This window comes from Mycobacterium colombiense CECT 3035 (assembly GCF_002105755.1).
Taxonomy (GTDB): Bacteria; Actinomycetota; Actinomycetes; order Mycobacteriales; family Mycobacteriaceae; genus Mycobacterium; species Mycobacterium colombiense.
The window spans coordinates 3230506-3250935 of record NZ_CP020821.1 but is presented as its reverse complement, the minus strand read 5'-3'; the positions used below and the strand labels follow the sequence as shown (position 1 = coordinate 3250935).

Genomic DNA, 20430 nt, shown 5'->3' with positions numbered 1-20430 from the left:
CCGCAACCGAGAATGTTATTCTCGCCTGACAGTCACGACGAGAGGCGGCGCGGATGCTGTTGGAGTTCGATGCTGATCAGCGACTGTGGCAGGACACCGTGCGCGACGCCGTCGCGAAGCAGTGCCCCGCGTCGCTGGTGCGCAGCGTGGCCGAAGAGGGCGTCGACCCGAGCCCGCTGTGGAAGTCGTATGTGGACCAGGGCTGGACCGAGCTCAGCGATGCGGACAGCGCCGTCGAGCTGGCCATCGTGCTCGAGGAACTCGGACGCGCCACCGACCCCACCCCGTTCCTGGCGACGATGAGCCAGTTCGCACCACTTGCCGGGGAGCGCTTCGACCCACACCAATCGGGCACCGCGGTCTACGGCGGGGTCGCGGCGCACCGCGACCCCGAGGGCTGGGTGCTGGACGGCACCGCCCGCCATGTGCTCGACGGCGACCGCGCGGATCGGCTGGCCGTGGTGACCGACGCGGGGGTGTTCCTCGTGGAACCCGGTCAGGTGTCGGCCCGGCGCTCGGCGGTGTTCGACCCGGTGCTGCACGTGGCCGACCTGTCGTTCGCGGGGGTGCGGGTGCCCGACACCGAGCGGCTCACGGTCGACGCCGAGCGGGCCCACCATTTCGCGCTGACCGGCATGGCGATCACGATGGTCGGGGCCTGCCAACGCATCCTGGACCTGGTGCTCGAGCACGTCAAAAGCCGCCAGCAGTTCGGTGTGGCGATCGGTTCGTTCCAGGCCGTGCAGCACAAGGCCGCCGACATGCACGTCGCCGTGCAGCGGGCGCGGGCGCTGGCCTACTTCGCCGCGTTGACGATCGCGGCCGACGATCCCCGGCGCCGGTTGGCGGCCGCCATGGCCAAGGCATCGGCGGGGGAGTGCCAGTCGCTGGTGTTCCGGCATGGCCTACAACTCCATGGCGCAATGGGATTCACGTGGGAGAACGACCTACAGTTCGCGCTGAAGCGAGCCAAAGCGGGCGAGCTGATGCTCGGCGGCGCGGCGGAGCACCGGGCGCGGATCGCGGAGGAATACCGTGCAGCTGACTTTTGATTCCGACGTCGAGAAGTTCCGGGCGGAGTTCTCGGCGTTCCTCGACGAAAACCTGCCTCCCGCAAGAGAAACGCTCGAGCGACCGCGGTCGGTCTCGCACATGCCGCAGTGGGCGCGCGACTGGCAGCGGCTGTTGTTCGACAACGGCTGGCTGTTGCCCAGCCAGCCACCGGAATTCGGCGGCCGCAACGCGACGGTCATTCAGCAGTTCGTCTACCTCGAGGAACTCAGCCGCCGCCGGATCTACCACAGCTTCAACCCGCAGGGCGTGAACATCGTTGGGGCGTCGCTGTTGTCGTTCGGCAGCGACGAACAGAAGCGGCGTTGGGCGGTGCCGATCCTACGGGCCGAGATCACCGCGTCACTCGGGATGAGCGAACCCAGCGCGGGCTCCGACCTGGCGTCGCTGCGCACCCGCGCGGTGCTGGACGGCGATCACTTCGTGGTCAACGGGCAGAAGGTGTGGACCTCCGGTGCCCACGACGCCGACGTCTTGTTGACATTCGTCCGTACCAATCCAGACGCGCCGAAGCACAAGGGAATCAGCGCGCTTGTCATCCCCACCGACACCCCAGGCCTGGTGCGCCGGCCGTTCCCGTCGATCTGTGGTGTCGAGGATCTGGATTTCAACGAGGTGTTCTTCACCGACGTGCGGGTGCCGGCCGAGAACCTGGTCGGCGAGCTCGACCAGGGCTGGCGGGTGGCCAACGGATCGTTGGGGCACGAACGCACCATGATGTGGCTGGGTTTCGCCGATCGCCTCGAGAACATGATCGACGACTTCCATCCCAGCACCGATGTCGAGCGCGACCAGTACGCCAGCACGATCATGGACCGGCAGGCGCTGCGCCTGCTGGGTTCGGCCGCGCTGGCCCGCGCCGCGCGCGGCGAAGATGACGTGGCCGCCATCTCCGTGCTCAAGCTGCTCGGTTCCGAGGCGGAGTTGCGCGGCATGGAACTGGCGTTGACGTCCGCGGGATCCGAAGGGCTGGTGCACCCCGGGCTGACGGGGCCCTACGCGCACATGAACCTCGACCATTACTTCGCCAGCTGGTTCGAGCGCTACGCCCGTAGCTTCTCCGGAACCATCGCCGGCGGTACCTCCGAGATCCAGCGCAACATCATCGCCCAGCGGGTGCTCGGCCTGCCGCGCGGCTAGCGCGCTCACAGGGCTTGCTGAGACACGTTGCTGGGCAACGCGATCCGCGTCACACCCGGCGTGTGTACCTGACCGGCCAGCCACGGCAACGCGGTGGAAAAAGCCATGCCGGCGGTCGGCCAGTCGTGCTTTCCGGTCTGGGCGATCACCGCGCAATCGATGCCGTGAGACCGGCCCAGCCCGCACAGCGACGAGGCGGCCGCGGCCTGGTTGCCGGGGTCGGCGGCGGCGGCGCGGCCGGCGACAGCCATCGCCGCGGTATCCACGGTCGTGATGTCGCGACGCGGCGCACCGCCCGACGAGATGGCGAACCAGCCGGATACTCCGGAGTAGCGGCCGTGGCGGCTGATCACCGTGGTCGGGTCGAATTTCGCCCACGCGTCGGCATCGCCGTCGAAGAGGTTGGCGATGGTCTGTTCCCTGGTTCCGGTGTTGGGGGTCAGGTCGCCCTCGACATCGACGAACGAGGTGAACATGTCGGGGTGCATGACCGTCAGGTCCACCGCGCACGTCCCGCCCATCGACCAACCGACGACTCCCCAGCGGGACGGGTCAGGGCTCACCCCGAAGTTCGAGATCATGTAGGGCACAACGTCTTTGGTCAGGTGGTCGGCGGCGTTGCCGCGGCTCCCGTTGACGCATTCGGTGTCGTTGTCGAACGCCCCACCCGGGTCCACGAATACCAGCACCGGCGCGTTGCCGCCGTGCGCGGCCGCGAACGCGTCGACGGTGTCCACCGCGCCGCCGGCACGCACCCAGTCGGCGGGCGTGTTGACCATGCCGCCGATCATCATCACCGTCGGCAGCTGCGGCGGCGGGTAGCTGGCGAACCAGGCCGGCGGCAGGTAGACGAGTTCCTCGCGGTGCTTGAATTGCGATGCCTCTTCGGGGATCACGACCGGCACCAGGCTGCCGTGCGGCGGCTTCGAGCCCTTCGCCGCCAGCGTGGTCACAGTGGCCTTGTCGGCCTGGTCGGGCAGCGGTACCGAGGTGAACTGATTCCACGCGCTCTGCACGGTCTGGAAGTAACCGACCCATTGGTTGAGCACGAGCAGCGAGCAGAGCAGGCACAGCGGCACCGACATGATCGATAGCGCGCGCCGCCACCACCGCGCGCCGCGCCAGCCCAGGATCAGCACCGCAATGGCCATGCCGACCAGGGCTATCCACACGTACAGCGCGTCCGGTGCCGACTTGCTGGCGCCGTCGGCGATGTAGGAATGCGCCCCGAGGGCCGTCATGACGCCGGTGACGGCGGCGGCGGGCAGCCACAGCAGACGCCAACGACGCGAGCGCCACCCGGCGGCGAACCCGAGCGTGATCGGCGTGACGATCTGGGCCGTGATCGGCACCCAACCGTGGATCAGAGATATGTGGTTGCTCAGAAGCGACATGGCGATTCCTCCTCTCAGCCGCCGGCGAGCGAGCTGCGTGAAAAGAGGATCGGATGCCGACCTCGGCGAATTCTTGGTGGATTCTTGGGCGGCGTCTGAGCCCACGGCGTCGAGTGTGCAGCCACGGCGGCCGCCGTCGGCGTGTCGTCGCCCTCAGCTCACAAACAAAGCCGTGGGTTCACACTCGACGGTCGAACGGCCGAAGCGGCCTAGACGGGGTCGAATTTGGTGATCAGCCAGGCGCCGTTGACCCGGGCCAAGCTCACCAGCACACTGCTCGATGCCATCGCGGGGTCGGGATTGTCCTTGCTCGTGGTGCTCTGGTCGACCAGCACCAGCACCACGGCCGAATTCGGATGTAGTTCCTGTACCGCGGCGCCCAGCACCCGGGCGTTGGTTTTCAGTGACTTCTGTTTGGCTGCCGGCGCCACGATCTGTTCGGTGAACTGGTTGTAGTAGGACAAGAAGTCGCCGGAGAGGTGAGTCTTCGCGTTGGCGAAGTCTTTGTCGAGTGTGTCGGGCGAGTAGGACAGCAACGCGACCGTTCCGTCGGACGCCGCATTGGCGACCGCGCTCGCGACGCCGGCGTCGGTCTGCTTGTCGGGCCGGTACTGCTTGAAGTACAGCCACGCGGCCCAGCCACCCGAAAGCAGCAGCAGCACAATCAGAACCACCGGAACGATTTTCACCCTGCGCCGCGCACGCGGGGCGGTGGTTTCGCTGCGCTCGGTTTGTTCGGCAGAGTCGTCGGCGGTGTCGATGCCGGGCTTGTCCTCGCTCACGGAATGAACTCCACGTTGGACATCTTGTATTGCCCGCCGTCGTTCTTGACGGTCACTTTGAGCCGCCAATTGCGTGGTTCGTCTTTGGCGCCCGCGGCGTTGGTGATGTGCGATGTCGCGGCGACGAGAACCAACGCGGCATCCCCGTTGATGGATTGCACGGCCGCCGCATTCACGGTTCCTTGGGTGACCACTTTGGACTGCTCGACGACGGTCGTGAAATCTTTTGCGCGCGCCTGGAAGTCGTCGTGGAACTGGCCGGTCGAGCTGTCGATCACCCGCTGGACGTCCTCCTTGGCCTTGTTGAAGTCCATGGACGTCAGGTTGACGACGCCTTGTCTGGCTCCCGCGATGAAGTTCGCGGCGTGCTGCTTGCGTTCGTTGACTTGATGGCGGTTCCACATCATGTATCCGCTGGCCGCGACGAAGGCACAGATGAGGACGATCACGGCCGCTTTCCATGCCACCGGCCATGAGGGCAGTCGCAGGCGTCGCCGAGAGCGGGCCGGCTTGGCTTCCGATTCGGCGTCTTCGGGGGTTTCGTCGGAGACTTCGTCTTCGGTCTCCGCCTCGTCGGCATCGGTTGCCTCGGCGGTGTCGGTGACGCTGTCGGTTTCGTCGTCGATCTCCGGCTCGCCGGTGACGGTTGCGTCCTCGTCGGCGTCCGGGGCTTCTTCGGCGGTCTCGGTCTCGGCCTCGGTCTCGGCTTGGGCCAGCGCTTCGCGCCGGAGCCGGGCGGCACGCGCACGTGCACGCGCCGCAGCGGCCAGCGCTTCGGCTTCGGCAGCCTCGGCCTCGGCCTCCGCGATCAGCGCCAACGTGTCGGCTTTCGAGGTCGTCGGATCTTGCGGCGGTTTCTTCGCCTCAGCCATCGTGCTTACTGACTCCTGTACGTCTCACGCGGCTAGAATCGCACGAGCGAGAACGGGTAACTGGCGCTGCCCCCCGGTCCACCACCGCAGCCCGTGTCGAACGTCGAGTCGACCTGACCCGCCAGCGTCACCGCATCCCACGAGTAGACGTCGTGCGAGGGAAAGAACTGGACCACGCAGCGCACACCGAAGGGGTCGTCGACGGCCATGGTGTAGCGGCCGTTGGACAGGTTGGCAATCCCCCGGTACGGCGCCGCTTGCCCGTTGGGCTGCGGAGTTGCGTACACCTGCAAGCATCCCGGTGTCGCCTGGACGCACGGGTTGATCGACCAAATCCAGAAGTGGCCGGGATCCCGGTTCGTGTCCACGTGGTAGTTGGCATACAGCATGTCCGCGTGGGCACTCGGCGTGACGGTCAACGCGACCATGGCAAGCGCAAGGCTCAGGGCGAAAGTCTTCACCGTTGCGTCTCCCGTCTCTGAACGCGTATTTGCCCCAAATATAGGGTGCGGTCACGCTGCGCAGGCGTACTCGTAGAAATTGTGAGCGGCTCAGTCGATGACCGCGGCTTCCTTACGCTCGGTGATCGGCCGGGCCAGTTCTTGCTCGTCGCAGATGCGTTGCAGCTTTTCCAGCGTCTCGTCCAGGCCCGCCCCGACCTTGCGGCCGGGCGTGAAGGTGGCCGGCAGCTTGCGCATGCCCTGGATGACACCGATGGTTTCGTAGTGGACGGTGCCCTCGGGATCGCACCGATAGTCGGGCATCCGGTCTAGGACCGCGGTCAGCATGGACTTGAACACGGTGCGCGCCACGTTCGAGCCGATGCACCGGTGCACACCCAGCCCGAAGCTGAAGTGCCGGTTGCCCTTGCGGTCGAGGATGATCTGGTCCGGGTCGTGGAACACCGAGGGGTCACGGTTGGCCATCGCCCACGAAATCCAGAGTCGCTCACCCTCTTTGAACCGCGTGCCGTCGAGCTCGGTGTCGTCGGCGAAGGTCCGGCCGTCGCCGGGCGCCGGGGTGAAGTAGCGCAGGAACTCCTCGGTCGCGGGGTCGAGCAGGGTTTTGCGCTCATCGCTGAGCAGCTGTCGTTGCTCCGGGTGCTCTGACAGCCATTCCAGTGAGTGCGCGGTCAGGGCGGTCGTGGTGTCGAAGCCGCCGCCGATGACCAGGCCCAGGTTGCCGAGAATTTCCAGATCCGGGGCGGGCTCGCCGTCGACGCGCATTTGCAGCAGGCCATTGATGATCCCCGGCCGTGGGTTCTCGCGCACCTCCAGCATGTTGTTGACCATGTCGAGCCCCATCTCGCGGTGCATCGCGGTGACGCGCTCGATATCGGGGGAGTGCTCGGGCGTGTACACCGCGGCGTGCACCGGCTCGCTGTACATGTTCCACTTCTTCAGCGGGATGCCCAGCATCGCCAGCGTGAAGACGGCGGGCACGATGTTCGCCAGGTCGTCGACGAAGTCGATGCGGCCGCTCTCGATCTTCTCGTCGAGGCAGGCGCGCGTCACGTCGTCGATGAACGGTTCCCAGCGCTTGATCGCCGCCGGTGACAGATAGGGGTTGAGCACGGTTCGGTAGGTGCGGTGCTCGGGATCGTCCATCTCCAGGATCCCGCCGCGCACCGCGCTGACGCGGCTGGCCGTGGGGATCGAAATGCCTTTGTAGCCCCGGCGTTCGCCGTGGATGTCGTGATCGTTGGAGACGGCGGGGCAGCGGGCCAGCTCGAAGACCTCGTGGCTACCGGCCGCAACCCAATGCCCGCCATAAGTGTCCGTCCAGGCCATGGGGCACTTGGCGTGCATCTCTTCGGTGATCGCCTTGAACTTCGACCGATACTCCGAGGAATGCCGATCGAAGTGGTACCGGTTCTTCTTGCGGTCACTGTCACTGACGACGTCGTCGACACTCAACGCTGTAGTCTCCCTACGTGTTTCGATAGCTACGGACTGTGCCGACTCAGGCGTCGTCGGTGATCATGATGGCCTGCTCCGGACAGGACTGCGCGGCTTCACGCACCTGGTCCTCACGATCGGCGGGCACCACCTCGTCGATCGCCGACGAACTGCCGTCAATGTCGCTGAGCTGGAACGATTCCGGAGCGATCATCGCGCACAGGGTGTGGCCCTGGCACCGCTGCGAATCCACCCAGACCTTCACGGGCTGTCTCCTCTCACACTGGTTGCCGGGCACCGCTGACGAACCGCCACCGCTCAGGTGTTTCGGCCGCCGTTGACGCCCAAGATCTGACCGGTGATGTAACCGGCTTCCTCGGACACGAGAAACGCGCATGCCGCCGCGATGTCCTCGGGGGTGCCCATCCGGCGTACCGGGGTCCGCGCGATGGTCTCGTCGATGTCGCCGAGGAATCCGTTCTTCTCGGCCGCGCGCAGCATGGGGGTGTCGATGAAGCCGGGCGGCACCGCATTGACCGTGATCCCCTTGGGCCCGTACTCGAGCGCGAGCGACTTCGTCAGGCCGTTGACCGCCGACTTGGCCGCCACGTAGTGACTCATATAGGGAGCGCCCGAATGCGTGCTCGACGACGAGATGTTGACGATGCGTCCCCACCCCGCCTCGACCATGTCGGGCAGCACCGCCTGGACGGTATGGAAGACGCCGTTGAGGTTGACGTCGATCACGCGGTGCCAGTCTTCGAAGCTGATGTTGTTGAACTTCTTGAACCCGTCCAGCCCGGCGGCGTTGACCAGAACCGTCACCGGCCCGAGCTGAGCGCGAATCGCCGACAGCGCCGCATCGACTTGCGACCGGTCGGTGACGTCGGCGGTGAAAGCGAAGTCGGCCTCCGATGGCCGCAGGTCGATGGACGCGACGTTCAAGCCGTCGGCGCGCAGGCGTTGCGCGACGGCGAGACCGATGCCTGACCCGCCGCCGGTGACTACCGCGGTCTTCATGTCGAGGCCTCTACTCCGAAGGGGGCCGTTTCAGTCACAAAGAATCTCCCTTACAATTATGAGAACCTTACTCTCCACGCCGAGCGGCGTGCAACACGCGCGCAACACCGCGTCCGGCCTGCATGGAGAGGCCCAGGCCGACAGCGTACGGGCCTTTGCGGCCCTGGTCAGCCCCTCGATCTCGTTCCTGAGACTTTCTTGAATTATCGAAACTCGAATGTAAGATTCGCCGGGGAAGAGAATGAAGTTATCGTGACGGCCACCACACCAAGGGGTATCGGAATGCCTGCCCAGGACACGGCAGAGCCCGCCACTGGGACAGCAGCGGCCGTCGCATTGGCCGTCTCAGCGAAAGGAGCCGGCGCATGAGGCCGCTCGAAGGCATCCGCGTCCTCGAAGTCGCGATGTACGGGTTCGTCCCGTCGGCGGGCGCGGTGCTCGCCGAATGGGGCGCCGACGTGGTCAAGGTCGAGCACGCGGTTACCGGTGATCCCCAGCGTGGGCTGCGGCAGACCGGAATGCTGCGGGTCGAGGGCGACCCCAATCCCAACATCGAGCACGCCAACCGCGGCAAGCGCAGCATCGGGCTGGACATGTCGGTGCCCGAGGGCAAGGAAGTGCTCTACGAACTGGCTCGTCGCTCCGATGTGTTCCTGACCAGCTTTCTTCCCGCTCATCGGAAGAAGTTCGGCATCGATGTCGAGGACATCCGCACGGTGAACCCGAACATCGTCTACGCCCGCGGCAGCGCTCTCGGCCCGCGCGGCACCGAGTCGGAAAAGGGTGGCTACGACATGACGGCCTTCTGGTGCCGGGCCGGAACCGCCGCCACCATCACGCCGGCCGGCATGCCGGGGATGATCGCGCCGCCGGGACCGGCCTACGGCGACACCATCTCGGGCACCAACCTCGCCGGCGGCATCGCGGCTGCTCTGCTCAAACGCGAGCGCACCGGCGAGCCGTCCGTCGTCGACGTGTCGCTGCTGGGCAGTGGCCTGTGGTCGCTCGGCCATACCGTCGCGCTGACAAAGCATCTGAACCAGCGGCTGGAGTCGCCGCCGCCCGGCGTGCACGGCGCACCCAATAACCCCTTGGTGGGTCTGTACACCACGTCTGACGGCCGCTATATCTCGTTCGTGATGATGCAGCCCACCAAGTTCTGGGCCGACGTGTGCCGCCATGTCGACCTGCCCGAGCTGGCCGACGACCCGCGCTTCGACACGGTGGAAAACATCGCGGCCAACACCGCCGACGCGGTGGAGTTGCTGACCAAGGCCATCGCCACCCGCACGTTGGCGGAGTGGAGCGAGCGTTTCGCCACGCTCTCCGGGCCGTGGGCTCCGGTGCAGGACACCTTGCAGGCGGCCGACGACGCGCAGATCCGCTCGAATGAGTACGTGGTCAAGGCGGGCGAACTCGAGCTGGTGGCCAACCCGGTACAGTTCGACGTCGCAGCGCCACAGACCGGGCCGGCCCCGGATTCGCCGAGCAGACCGACGAGATCCTGATGGAGCTCGGCCTCGACTGGGACCGCATCATCGAACTCAAGACGGCCGGCGCCGTCACGTGAGCACTACTGGGACCGGAGCTAGCCCTGACATGCTTGAACCAATCGCCGCTTCCGTTGCGACGCAGTTGCCTTGCGCCCTGGCGCCGCCCTGGAGATGCGCGATAACGGTTATGCATTTTTCGCTCCGCCCGGGCGCGGCATGAGTCATAATCGCCGGACGCTTCAAGACGTGGAGCCCCTCGGTTTGCAGCGCCCACTTACGCGACGGAACGGAGGACCGGCGTGCGTGCACTAGCGACTGTCACATCGCAGCGCGACGCCGGAAATTGGCTGCCCGCTGAGCATCTCGTCCCCGTCAGCGCGCCTTTACAGCTGTCAATTAAGCCGAATGTACCGCACTCGTTGCGCCACAACAAGACTGTCGGTCTCGTAGCTTGGAAAGGGGCTGCCGCCGATGGCAACCAAGGGAGCTGACCACTGGTCGACGGGGTTGCCCGCCCTCAAGCTGAAGTTCGACCTCTCGGGGCCGATGCACGCCGTCGGAGCCCTGTTCGCGATGTCGGCCGACGCGGTGAAGTTCCTGTTCCGCCGGCCGTTCCAGTGGCGGGAGTTCTTGGAGCAGTCCTGGTTTGTCGCGCGGGTGTCGCTGGCACCAACCTTGTTGGTGGCGATCCCGTTCACCGTCCTGGTCAGTTTCACGCTCAACATCCTCTTGCGCGAACTGGGCGCGGCGGATCTGTCCGGTGCGGGTGCCGCGTTCGGTGCGGTCACCCAGCTCGGTCCGCTGGTCACCGTTTTGATCGTGGCGGGCGCGGGCGCAACGGCGATGTGCGCAGACCTCGGGTCGCGAACGATCCGCGAAGAGATCGACGCGATGGAGGTGCTGGGGATCAACCCGATCCAGCGGTTGGTGACACCACGCATGCTGGCCTCCGGGTTGGTCGCGTTTCTGCTCAACAGCCTCGTGGTCATCATCGGCGTCCTTGGCGGCTACGTCTTTTCGGTGTTCGTGCAAGACGTCAATCCCGGTGCCTTCGCCGCGGGCATCACCCTGCTGACCGGCGTGCCCGAGGTGGTCATCTCCTGCGTGAAGGCAGCCCTCTTCGGCCTCATCGCGGGCCTGGTCGCCTGCTATCGGGGCCTGTCGATCACCGGCGGCGGCGCCAAGGCTGTCGGCAACGCGGTGAACGAAACCGTGGTGTATGCCTTCATGTCCCTGTTCGTCGTCAACGTGGTCGTCACCGCGATCGGCATCAAGATGACGGCGAAGTAGGGCAACAATGGCGCTGAGGGCTGCATATCCGCGATTAACCCGCCAACTCGAAAGGCCGGTCGCCTTCTTCGGGCGGATCGGCGACCACAGCCTGTTTTACGGCAAGGCGCTCGCCGGGGTCCCCTTCGCGGCCACCCATTACCGGCGCGAAGTCATTCGGCTGATCGCCGAGATCAGCATGGGCGCGGGCACTTTGGCGATGATCGGCGGGACCGTCGTGATCGTCGGCTTCCTGACGCTGGCGGCCGGCGGCACGCTGGCCATTCAGGGTTACACCTCGCTGGGCAACATCGGCATCGAGGCGCTGACGGGCTTCCTGTCCGCGTTCATCAACGTGCGTATCGCGGCGCCGGTGGTCGCCGGGATCGGCCTGGCGGCCACCTTCGGCGCCGGGGTGACCGCTCAGCTGGGTGCCATGCGGATCAACGAAGAAGTCGATGCGTTGGAGAGCATGGCGATTCGGCCCGTTGCCTACTTGGTGAGCACCAGGATCCTGGCGGGAATGATGGCTATCACGCCGTTGTACAGCATCGCCGTGATCCTGTCGTTCGTCGCCAGTCAGTTCACCACGACGTTCCTGCTCGGACAGTCGCAGGGCCTGTACCAGCACTACTTCAACACGTTCCTGAACCCGATCGACTTGTTGTGGTCGTTCCTGCAGGCCATCCTGATGGCGCTCACCATCCTGCTGATCCATACCTACTACGGCTATTTCGCTTCGGGCGGGCCGGCCGGCGTCGGCAACGCGACCGGCAACGCGGTGCGCACCTCGCTGATCGTCGTAGTGTCCGTGACGCTGTTGGTCTCGCTTTCTATTTACGGTACGAACGGCAACTTCAACCTGTCCGGTTAGCAGAGGAGGTGAAACAGCAATGACACAGAACGTTCCAGCGGGTCGTGGCGCGGTCGCGGGCCGACCGGCGGGCACCGGCCATGCGCGGCCGCCGGCCGGGCGGAATTACCTGCCGCCGTTGCTCGGACTGGCCACCGTCCTCATCATCGGACTGATCTTCGCCGTGGCGGTGGGTCTGTTCCAGGGCTCCTTCACCGAAACCGTGCCGGTGACCGTCATCTCGCAGCGCGCCGGGCTGGTCATGAACCCTGACGCCAAGGTCAAGCTGCGCGGCGTGCAGGTGGGCAAGGTCTCCTCGATCGAGCCACTGCCCAACGGCGAGGCGGCCATTCACCTGGCGATGGACCCGTCGCAGATGCACTTCATCCCCGGCAACGTGCTCGTCAACATCGCGTCATCGACGGTCTTCGGCGCGAAGTCCGTCGAGCTCGTACCACCCGACCAGCCCTCGGCGCAGCGGCTGCGCGCCGGCCAGACGCTGCAGGGCCAGCACGTCATGGTCGAAATCAACACGGTGTTCCAGCAATTGGTGTCGGTCCTGAGCCACATCGACCCGCCGAAGCTCAACGAGTCGCTGGGTGCGCTGGCACAGGCGTTCAGCGGGCGGGGCCCGCAGCTCGGCCAGTCACTGAGCGACCTGGATTCGTTCCTGGCCAAGCTGGAGCCGAGCCTGCCCGCGTTCCGCCACGACCTCGCGGTCTTGCCGGCGGTGTCCAACGCCTACGCCGACGCGGCACCCGATCTGGTGAAGACCGCGGCCAACGCGACCCGGATCAGCAAGACGATCGTCGAGGAGCAGCACAACCTGGATGCGTTGCTGATCAGCGCGATCGGCCTGGCCGACATCGGTAACGACGTCTTGTCGGCGAACCGCCAACCGCTGACGAATGCGCTGCATCTGCTGGTGCCGACCACCGACCTGACCAACGAGTACAACCCGGCCCTCACCTGCGCTTTCGGGGGGCTCGTACAGATGACGCACGGGGCGCCGTTGTCGGAACCGAGCATCAACATCTCGGCGAGTCTCACCTGGGGCGCCGAACGCTACCGGTACCCGACGAACCTGCCCAAGGTCGCTGCCACGGGTGGCCCGCAATGCGTGGGTCTGCCGCATCTGCCGTTCAACACGGCCCCACCGCAGCTGATTGCCGATACCGGCGCCAACCCGGTGGGATACGGAAACCCGCAGCTGCTGATCAACTCCGATCTCCTCAAACAGCTGTTATACGGGCCGATCGCCGGCCCGCCAAGAAACTCCGCGCAGATCGGACAACCCGGATGAGAACGCGCGCAACGCTGGTCAAGTTCGGCATCTTCGTGGTCGTGATGGCGATGCTGACCGCCTTCCTGTTTTTCATCTTCGGCCAGTACCGGACGGGTTCGACGACCGAGTATTCGGCGGTCTTCACCGACGTGTCGCGTCTCAAGGCGGGCCAGTCGGTGCGGGTCGCCGGCATCCGGGTGGGCACGGTCAATAGTGTTGCGCTGCAGTCGGATAAGAAAGTCGTGGTGAAGTTCGACGCCGACCGCAACGTCGTCCTCACCGAGGGCAGCAGGGCGGCGGTCCGCTACCTCAACCTGGTGGGCGATCGCTACCTCGAACTCGTCGACGGTCCGGGCTCGCCCAAGCGGCTGCCGGCCGGCGCTCAGATTCCGGTCAGCCGCACCGCGCCGGCGCTCGACCTCGATCTGCTGCTCGGTGGGCTGAAGCCCGTTACCCAGGGCCTGAATGCGCGCGATGTCAACGAGCTGACCTCTGGGTTGTTGCAGGTCTTCCAGGGGCAAGGCGGAACTCTCGAGTCGCTGTTCTCCAAGACGACGTCGTTTTCAAATGCCTTGGCCGACAACGACCAAACGGTGCAGCAACTGATCGACAACCTCAACATCGTGATCGGCACGGTTGCCAAGGACGGCAAACAGTTCTCCGGCGCGATCGATCGTCTCGAGCAGCTTGTCAGCGGCCTGTCGGGTGACCGCGACACGATCGGGTCCGCCATCGACGCCCTGGACAAGGGGACCGCCTCGCTGGCGGATCTGCTGGCCGAGGCACGCCCGCCGCTGTCCGGCACCATAGCCCAGTTGAACCGGCTGGCGCCGCTCCTCGACGGCGACAAGGACCGCCTCGACGCCGCGCTCGTCAAGGCGCCGCAGAACTACCGCAAGCTGGTCCGACTCGGCGTGAACGGCGCGACCATCCCGTACTACATCTGCCAGTTCGGTCTTCGTGGCACGGATCTCAATGGAAAGACCGTGCGCGCCAACATCTTCAGGTCAGATGCAGGAAGGTGCACGGAACCCTAATGCTCAAGTATCGCGGAGTTGGTCTGGTCAAGGCCGGACTCATCGGCGTCGTCCTGGCGGTGATGGTCATCCTGGTCGGTCTGTCGCCCGACCGATTCATCGCATGGGCGACGATGGTCCGCTATCAGGCGCTGTTCACCGAAGCCGGCGGTCTCATGGTGGGCAACCCCGTAGTTGTGTCGGGGATGAAGGTCGGCACCGTGTCGGATGTGAAGCTGAGCCACGGCGATGCTCTGGTGACGTTCGCGATGAAGGGCAACATCCTGCTCGGCTCGGAGACTTCCGCGCACATCCGCACCGGCACGCTGCTGGGCGAGCGGATGCTGACGGTGGAGTCCGCCGGCAGCGGCACGATGCACCCGATGACTCTGATACCCGTCTCGCGCACGTCTTCGCCTTACTCGCTGACGGAAGCGGTCAGTGACCTGACGTCGGACACGGCCGGCACCAACACCACGGCGCTGAATCAGTCGTTGGACACGCTGGCGGCCACGCTCGATCAGATCGCCCCCCAAATGGGCCCGGCGTTCGACGCTCTCACCCGGTTATCGCGAACCCTCAACAGCCGCAACAAGAATCTGGGCGAGTTGTTCAAGAGCGCCGGCGACGTCACCGGGATACTTTCCGAACGCAGCATGCAGGTCAACAAGCTCATCCTCAACTCCGATTCTCTGCTCCAAGTGCTGGTCGCACGCCGGCAAGAGATCGTGGACCTACTGGCCAACACCTCGGTGGTGGCCAAGCAGCTGACGGCCTTGGTGCACGACAATGAAGCCACCTTGGCGCCGACGCTGGAGCGGCTGAACAGGGTCCTCGGGGTGCTGGAGAAGAACCGCGACAACATCGGCAAGGCGCTGCCGGGTCTCGCCAAATTCCAGATCACGGTCGGCGAGGCCATCTCCGGTATGTACGCCTACCAGGCGTTCGCCCCGAACTTCCTTATCCCGCAACTCTTCCAGGAGTTGTTCGACTACCTGTGGGGTTTCCGCACCTTCGACACCTCCAAGGGTCCCGGCTTCCCGTCGCCGGTGCCTCGGGCGCTGACTCCCTGGCCGTACAACTCGATTCCACAGTGCCCTGGCTGCACATTGGGCGGACGGATCGGAGGATCGCAATGACCTCCCGGATTCCGCGCAAACGGCTGACGGCCGTGACGGCGGTCGTCCTGGTCGGGCTGATCGTTGCGGGCGCCGCCATGGTCATCCGCAACACGTTCTACGGGCCACGGACGATCACCGCCTATTTCACCACCGCCACCGCGATCTATCCCCATGACGAGGTGCGGGTATCGGGTGTCAAGGTCGGCAGCATCAAATCCATTCAGCCGCAGGGCACGCAGGCCAAGATGGTCCTGAAGGTCGACCGCGACGTTCGCATTCCGGCGGACGCGAAGGCGGTCATCGTCGCCCCGAATCTGGTGGCCGCCCGTTACGTTCAGCTGTCACCGGCCTACCGCGACAGTGGGCCGGTCCTGCACGACGGGGCGGTCATTCCGGTTGAGCGCACCGCGGTGCCGGTCGAGTGGGACGAGGTCAAAACCCAGTTGATGCGGCTGGCAACGGATTTGGGACCCAAGAGCGGGGTGTCGGGCACGTCGGTGGGCCGGTTCATCGACAGCGCCGCCAACGCCCTCGACGGCAACGGCGACAAGCTGCGGCAAACACTCAGTCAATTGTCGGGCGTGGGCCGGATCCTCGCCAACGGCAGTGGCAACATCGTCGACATCATCAAAAACCTGCAGACCTTCGTCGGCGCGCTGCGCGACAGCAACGTGCAGATCGAGCAGTTCAACGGTCGACTCGCCACGCTCACCAGCGTGGTCAACGACAGCAAATCCGACCTGGACGCCGCGCTGACCGATCTGTCGACGGCGGTCGGCGAGGTGCAACGGTTCATCGCCGGGACTCGCAACCAGACCAGCGAACAGATCGCCCGGTTGGCCGACGTCACGCAGAACCTGGTCGATCACCACATGGCACTGGAAAACATCCTGCACGCGGCGCCGAACGCGTTCGGCAACTTCTTCAACGACTACAACGCCGACACCGGAACCATCGTCGGCGGGTTCGGGCTCATGAACATGTCGAATCCCACGTGGGGCGGTCAGGTTCTGCTGTCCGTACCGGGCTGCACGCAAATCGGCGCCATCGAGAACATCACCGCGGTCGAATCGGGGAAGCTGTGCTCCCTGTTCCTCGGACCCGGATTGCGGCAGACCAGCTGGAATAACTCGCCGATTCCCATCAACCCGTTCATTTCCAAGTCGATTGACCCGGCCAGGGTCCTCTACACCGAGCCGCGCCTGGCGCCCGGCGGCGAGGGCCCGAAACCCGCAGCCCCCGAAATCCCGCCCGCGGTGTCGGCCTACACCGGCCTGCCGGGTGATCCGGTGGGACCGCCGGGGGCGGTGCCGCCAGAACGGATACCGGGCGCGGCGATGCCGCTGCCGCCACCGCCGTCGACACCGGCTCCGCCACCACCCGCGCCGACCGTCTCGGGCATGCTGCTGCCAGACGAAGGGCCACAGCAATGAACGCCCGGGTTGCGGCTAAGCGAGTATTCGCCACCGGCTGTTGCGTGGTGGTGACGGCGACGGGATGCGCGTTCCACGGCCTCAACTCGCTACCGCTGCCGGGTGCGGTCGGCCGCGGGCCGGGGGCCAACATCTACCACGTCGAACTCCCGAATGTCGGTACGATGGAGTCGAATTCGCCGGTGATGATCGACGATGTCGTCGTCGGCAGTGTCGGTGCGATGAGGGTGCAGGGCTGGCACGCCGACGTCGAGATCTCGGTCAAGCGCGACGTGGTGGTGCCGGCCAACGTGGTAGCCACCGTCGGTCAGACCAGCCTGCTGGGCTCGATGCATGTGGAGCTCAATACCCCGCTGGGCCAGCAGGGCAGCGGACGGCTGCAGCCGGGCGCCACCATCCCGCTCAGCCGGTCATCGGCCTACCCGTCGACCGAGCAGACGCTGTCGTCGTTGGGCGCGGTGGTCAACGGCGGTGGACTGGGACAGATCGGGGAGGTCATCCACAATTTCTCGGCCGCCCTGTCCGGGCGCGAGGGTGCGGTGCGCGATCTGATCACCCGCCTGGACACGTTCGTGGGCACGCTGGACGACCAGCGCGACGACCTCGTCGCCTCCATCCAGGCGCTGAATCGCCTTGCCGGCACGTTCGCCAACCAGCGCGATGTCATCACCGACGCGCTGCGCAAGATACCGCCGGCGCTCGAGGTGTTGGTCAAGGAGCGGCCGCGTCTGACGGCCGCCCTGGACCACCTGCGCAAGTTCAGCAACACCGCCACCCGGCTGGTCAACGACTCCCAGGCCGACCTGGTCCAGAACCTGAAAAACCTGGAGCCGACCATCAAGGCGCTTGCCGATGTCGGACCGGAGCTCGGCGCGGCGATTGCATATTCGTTCGTGTTCCCGTTCACCCAGAACTTCGTCGACCGAGCGGTCCGAGGCGACTTCTTCAACCTGCATTTCGATTTCGACCTGACGATTCCGCGGCTCAAGAAGGGCCTGATGCTGGGAACCCACTGGGGTCAGCTGGATATGCCCGTACCACCGGTGCCCGGGGACCCGTATCGCCTGAATTACACGCTCGATCCCTTGCACAACCCGCTGCGACCGCCGTGGATCGATCCCAACGCGTTGCCGCTGCCCGCACCACCGCCGGGTGCGGTGCCGGCACCGGGACCGGGGAACTATGGACCACTGCCCGGGCCTGCGCCGAGCGCGGCCCCGTTGCCCGGGCCTCCGCCCGGTGCGGCGCCGGCGCCCGACGCCGGTCTTGGTCAATCGCCGGCGCCCGCCGAGGCGCCTTCGACGGGAGCGGGTGGATAGATGCTGACGCGCTTCGTTCGGATCCAGCTTGCGGTTTTCGCGATCGCCGGAACCATTGGCGTGATCGCGATGGTCCTCTTCTACATCCAAGCGCCGACCCTCCTGGGCATAGGCCGGATGACGGTGACCCTGGAGCTGCCCGCGACCGGCGGCCTGTACCGGTTTTCCAACGTGACCTACCGTGGTGTTCAACTCGGCAAGGTCACCTCGGTGGGTTTGACGCCGACCGGCGCGAAAGCGACGCTGTCGCTGAGCACTTCACCCAAGGTCCCCGCGGACCTGACGGCGGAGGTGCTCAGTGTCTCTGCGGTGGGTGAGCAGTACGTCGACCTGCGGCCCAAGACGAATTCGCCGCCGTACCTGCACGACGGATCGGTAATCGCGGCGCGCGACACGACGATTCCCCAGCCCGTCGCCCCAATGCTCGAGCAGCTCAATGCCTTGGTCCAAAGCATCCCGAAGACCAAACTGGGCCAATTGCTTGACGAATCCTTCCAGGGCTTCAACGGCACCGGTTACGACCTGGGGTCACTGATCGATTCCTCGAAGACGTTGTCCCGCGACGCCAACGGGGTCGTCGATCGCACCCGAGCCCTCACCGAAGACAGCGGACCATTGCTGGATACCCAGGCGCGCACCACCGATTCGATCAGAACGTGGGCGCATAGCTTCGCCGGCATCTCGGACACGTTGGTGAACAACGACTCTCATTTCCGCACCATCCTGGAGCAGGGCCCTGACGCCGCGAACGAAGCATCACGGCTTCTGGATCAGATCAAACCGACCCTGCCGGTGCTGCTCGCCAACCTGACCACCATCGGGCAGATCGGGGTCACCTACCACCCGTCGATCGAGCAGCTGCTGGTGTTGCTGCCGTCGGGGGTTGCCATCGAGCAGGCGGCCACGGGTGAAAACCACCCCGACGGTAGGGCTTACGGCGACTTCGCGGCCACGGTCGACGATCCGCCTATCTGCACGGTCGGCTTCATGCCACCCAACACGTGGCGATCCCCGGACGACCTCACCGACATCGACACACCGGACGGGTTGTATTGCAAACTCCCGCAGGATTCACCGATTGCGGTGCGCGGTGCCCGGAACTATCCCTGCATGGGTCACCCGGGTAAGCGCGCGCCGACGGTCGAAATCTGCAACAGCGACAAGCCGTACATGCCGCTGGCGATGCGCCAGCACACCACCGGTCCCTATCCGTTGGATCCGAACCTGATAGCCCAGGGTGTCCCGCCCGATGACCGGATCACCACCAATGACAGGATCTTTGGCCCGGTCGAGGGAACGCCCCTGCCGCCGGGCGCGGTGCCGCGCGGCGCTCCCGCGGGGCCCCGGGGAGAAAATCCGCCACCGGGCACGGTGGGAGCCGCCGTTCCGCCGGTGCCGTCATCGGGACCGGCGCTGGCGCCGATGTCGAGAATGTCGGCGGACCTTCCGCCCATAGCGCCACTCGACGTCCCTGCGGCGGGTGAACTGCCGCAGCCGCCGGCCGCACCGCCGGCACTGCCCTTAGCCCAGTTCCTTCCTCCCGGACCGGCGCCAGCCGGGCCCGCACCGGCCGACTCCGCACCGTCCGGTCCCGGACCGGCCGAGCCGGCACCGGCCGACACACCCGAGGGCGTTGGACCCCAGGCCGCGCCAAGCTCGTTCGGAGCCAACGCATCTAAGCCCGCGCCGTCGGTCGCGGTGGCGAAGTACGATCCGCGTACCGGTCGTTACGTCGGTCCGGACGGGAAGTTGTACCAGCAGTCGGATCTCGTCGCTCCGAAGGCGCCCAAGACGTGGAAGGACATGCTGCCCACCTGAATTCGCCCCGACCCGTAGCCGCCCATGGGCCGGGCAATGACGCTACTACCGCGCTGTCAGGAGAGCTGGTCGAGGCGCAACGGCATCGCGATATCAAGCCAATTGTTTTGGCCGCAGGCGCCGCTCGGGCCGACCGTCTTGTCCTTGCCCGACAGGACCCGCGACCCGATTTGGAATCCGCCGTTGTCGTTCACCGGGTAGAAAAAGAACTGCTGTTGTCCGGGGAACGCGGTACCGTCCTCGCACCGCTCCCAGTTCGGCACTTCGCGTCGCACCTTCCACATCTCCCCATCCTTCAGATAGAGGGGCGCGGTCCATCCCTGGTCGCTCGTCACCGAGCCATGGCACTCCATGGTCGAGTCGCAAGTCGAGCTGATGGTCCACGTTTGGTAGACCGTCGGTTCGCCGAAGTATTGGTCATTTCGCTGGGCGTAATCGCCGATGGACGTGACGCGGTAAGTCCCGTTGAGAGCCACGTCTTCCTTGGTGATTGCCTGGGCTGGCGATGCGGTGCACAGACCGCCGAATGCAGTGGCGGCCACCAGCGTTGCGGTGGTGAGTGTTTTGACTGAACGCATCAGGTGCTCCTCGAAGCGCGTAATCCGAGGGTGCCTACGGCACCTTTTCGCCGTCGGTCGCGGCAGTC

18 protein-coding genes and 1 pseudogene are annotated in these 20430 nt (G+C 65.8%); 11 read left to right on the top strand and 8 right to left on the bottom strand.

What is annotated here, in order from left to right:
- Positions 1-53: 53 nt before the first annotated feature.
- Positions 54-1052 (top strand): acyl-CoA dehydrogenase family protein, encoded by a 999-nt coding sequence (locus B9D87_RS14910; protein WP_007777325.1) that lies wholly within the window; start codon positions 54-56, stop codon positions 1050-1052.
- On the top strand, positions 1036-2211 hold the full coding sequence (locus B9D87_RS14905; protein WP_007777322.1) for an acyl-CoA dehydrogenase family protein: 1176 nt from the start codon (positions 1036-1038) through the stop codon (positions 2209-2211). Before B9D87_RS14910 ends, B9D87_RS14905 begins: the two co-directional genes overlap by 17 nt.
- Positions 2212-2216: 5 nt before the next feature.
- On the opposite strand, the gene B9D87_RS14900 is transcribed toward B9D87_RS14905, so the two are convergent.
- The 7 genes from B9D87_RS14900 to B9D87_RS14870 form a co-directional block, all read right to left on the bottom strand.
- Positions 2217-3605: an alpha/beta hydrolase gene (locus B9D87_RS14900; protein WP_007777319.1), complete on the bottom strand. Its 1389-nt coding sequence runs from the start codon at positions 3603-3605 to the stop codon at positions 2217-2219.
- A 209-nt stretch (positions 3606-3814) separates the two neighbouring features.
- Positions 3815-4387, bottom strand: coding sequence for a hypothetical protein (locus B9D87_RS14895; RefSeq protein WP_007777316.1), 573 nt, complete (start codon positions 4385-4387; stop codon positions 3815-3817).
- On the bottom strand, positions 4384-5259 hold the full coding sequence (locus tag B9D87_RS14890) for an Rv1363c family protein (protein ID WP_007777313.1): 876 nt from the start codon (positions 5257-5259) through the stop codon (positions 4384-4386). The genes B9D87_RS14895 and B9D87_RS14890 overlap by 4 nt, the downstream gene beginning before the upstream one ends.
- Positions 5260-5291: 32 nt before the next feature.
- Positions 5292-5687 carry a hypothetical protein gene (locus tag B9D87_RS14885; protein WP_007777311.1) on the bottom strand — a complete coding sequence of 132 codons (396 nt, stop codon included), beginning with the start codon at positions 5685-5687 and terminating at the stop codon, positions 5292-5294.
- A 123-nt stretch (positions 5688-5810) separates the two neighbouring features.
- On the bottom strand, positions 5811-7175 hold the full coding sequence (locus tag B9D87_RS14880) for a cytochrome P450 (protein ID WP_007777309.1): 1365 nt from the start codon (positions 7173-7175) through the stop codon (positions 5811-5813).
- 46 nt (positions 7176-7221) lie between these two features.
- On the bottom strand, positions 7222-7422 hold the full coding sequence (locus B9D87_RS14875; protein WP_007777307.1) for a ferredoxin: 201 nt from the start codon (positions 7420-7422) through the stop codon (positions 7222-7224).
- 53 nt (positions 7423-7475) lie between these two features.
- Positions 7476-8177, bottom strand: coding sequence for an SDR family NAD(P)-dependent oxidoreductase (locus B9D87_RS14870; protein WP_007777305.1), 702 nt, complete (start codon positions 8175-8177; stop codon positions 7476-7478).
- A 365-nt stretch (positions 8178-8542) separates the two neighbouring features.
- On the opposite strand from B9D87_RS14870, the pseudogene B9D87_RS14865 reads away from it, so the two are divergent.
- The 9 genes and pseudogenes from B9D87_RS14865 (at position 8543) to B9D87_RS14825 (ending at position 19784) form a co-directional block, all read left to right on the top strand.
- A pseudogene (locus tag B9D87_RS14865) lies at positions 8543-9747 on the top strand (CaiB/BaiF CoA transferase family protein).
- Positions 9748-10141: 394 nt separating this feature from the next.
- The gene (locus B9D87_RS14860) at positions 10142-10960 is read left to right on the top strand and encodes an MlaE family ABC transporter permease (protein ID WP_007777300.1); all 819 of its coding nucleotides are present in this window, start codon (positions 10142-10144) and stop codon (positions 10958-10960) included.
- Positions 10961-10967: 7 nt separating this feature from the next.
- Positions 10968-11813, top strand: coding sequence for an ABC transporter permease (locus B9D87_RS14855; protein WP_007777297.1), 846 nt, complete (start codon positions 10968-10970; stop codon positions 11811-11813).
- A gap of 19 nt (positions 11814-11832) precedes the next feature.
- Positions 11833-13095 (top strand): MCE family protein, encoded by a 1263-nt coding sequence (locus B9D87_RS14850; protein WP_007777294.1) that lies wholly within the window; start codon positions 11833-11835, stop codon positions 13093-13095.
- Positions 13092-14114, top strand: a complete 1023-nt coding sequence (locus B9D87_RS14845; RefSeq protein ID WP_007777293.1) for an MCE family protein — start codon at positions 13092-13094, stop codon at positions 14112-14114. Before B9D87_RS14850 ends, B9D87_RS14845 begins: the two co-directional genes overlap by 4 nt.
- Complete coding sequence (locus B9D87_RS14840; RefSeq protein ID WP_007777290.1) at positions 14114-15232, top strand: MCE family protein; 1119 nt, start codon at positions 14114-14116, stop codon at positions 15230-15232. The genes B9D87_RS14845 and B9D87_RS14840 overlap by 1 nt, the downstream gene beginning before the upstream one ends.
- Positions 15229-16647 (top strand): MCE family protein, encoded by a 1419-nt coding sequence (locus B9D87_RS14835; RefSeq protein ID WP_007777288.1) that lies wholly within the window; start codon positions 15229-15231, stop codon positions 16645-16647. The genes B9D87_RS14840 and B9D87_RS14835 overlap by 4 nt, the downstream gene beginning before the upstream one ends.
- Positions 16644-17966 (top strand): MCE family protein, encoded by a 1323-nt coding sequence (locus B9D87_RS14830; protein ID WP_040632004.1) that lies wholly within the window; start codon positions 16644-16646, stop codon positions 17964-17966. The genes B9D87_RS14835 and B9D87_RS14830 overlap by 4 nt, the downstream gene beginning before the upstream one ends.
- Positions 17967-19784: an MCE family protein gene (locus B9D87_RS14825; protein ID WP_007777283.1), complete on the top strand. Its 1818-nt coding sequence runs from the start codon at positions 17967-17969 to the stop codon at positions 19782-19784. It begins immediately after the preceding gene.
- Positions 19785-19840: 56 nt separating this feature from the next.
- On the opposite strand, the gene B9D87_RS14820 is transcribed toward B9D87_RS14825, so the two are convergent.
- Positions 19841-20362 (bottom strand): Rv2253/PknI dimerization domain-containing protein, encoded by a 522-nt coding sequence (locus B9D87_RS14820; protein WP_007777281.1) that lies wholly within the window; start codon positions 20360-20362, stop codon positions 19841-19843.
- Between the last annotated feature and the right edge of the window lie 68 nt (positions 20363-20430).

Excerpts from the sequence above, each read along its gene's own strand:
- B9D87_RS14910 (WP_007777325.1), top strand. The coding sequence starts at position 54 with ATGCTGTTGGAGTTCGATGCTGATCAGCGACTGTGGCAGGACACCGTG.
- B9D87_RS14900 (WP_007777319.1), bottom strand. The coding sequence starts at position 3,605 with ATGTCGCTTCTGAGCAACCACATATCTCTGATCCACGGTTGGGTGCCG.
- B9D87_RS14890 (WP_007777313.1), bottom strand. The coding sequence starts at position 5,259 with ATGGCTGAGGCGAAGAAACCGCCGCAAGATCCGACGACCTCGAAAGCC.
- B9D87_RS14885 (WP_007777311.1), bottom strand. The coding sequence starts at position 5,687 with ATGGTCGCGTTGACCGTCACGCCGAGTGCCCACGCGGACATGCTGTAT.
- B9D87_RS14870 (WP_007777305.1), bottom strand. The coding sequence starts at position 8,177 with ATGAAGACCGCGGTAGTCACCGGCGGCGGGTCAGGCATCGGTCTCGCC.
- B9D87_RS14860 (WP_007777300.1), top strand. The coding sequence starts at position 10,142 with ATGGCAACCAAGGGAGCTGACCACTGGTCGACGGGGTTGCCCGCCCTC.
- B9D87_RS14855 (WP_007777297.1), top strand. The coding sequence starts at position 10,968 with ATGGCGCTGAGGGCTGCATATCCGCGATTAACCCGCCAACTCGAAAGG.
- B9D87_RS14850 (WP_007777294.1), top strand. The coding sequence starts at position 11,833 with ATGACACAGAACGTTCCAGCGGGTCGTGGCGCGGTCGCGGGCCGACCG.
- B9D87_RS14845 (WP_007777293.1), top strand. The coding sequence starts at position 13,092 with ATGAGAACGCGCGCAACGCTGGTCAAGTTCGGCATCTTCGTGGTCGTG.
- B9D87_RS14840 (WP_007777290.1), top strand. The coding sequence starts at position 14,114 with ATGCTCAAGTATCGCGGAGTTGGTCTGGTCAAGGCCGGACTCATCGGC.
- B9D87_RS14835 (WP_007777288.1), top strand. The coding sequence starts at position 15,229 with ATGACCTCCCGGATTCCGCGCAAACGGCTGACGGCCGTGACGGCGGTC.
- B9D87_RS14830 (WP_040632004.1), top strand. The coding sequence starts at position 16,644 with ATGAACGCCCGGGTTGCGGCTAAGCGAGTATTCGCCACCGGCTGTTGC.
- B9D87_RS14825 (WP_007777283.1), top strand. The coding sequence starts at position 17,967 with ATGCTGACGCGCTTCGTTCGGATCCAGCTTGCGGTTTTCGCGATCGCC.
- B9D87_RS14820 (WP_007777281.1), bottom strand. The coding sequence starts at position 20,362 with ATGCGTTCAGTCAAAACACTCACCACCGCAACGCTGGTGGCCGCCACT.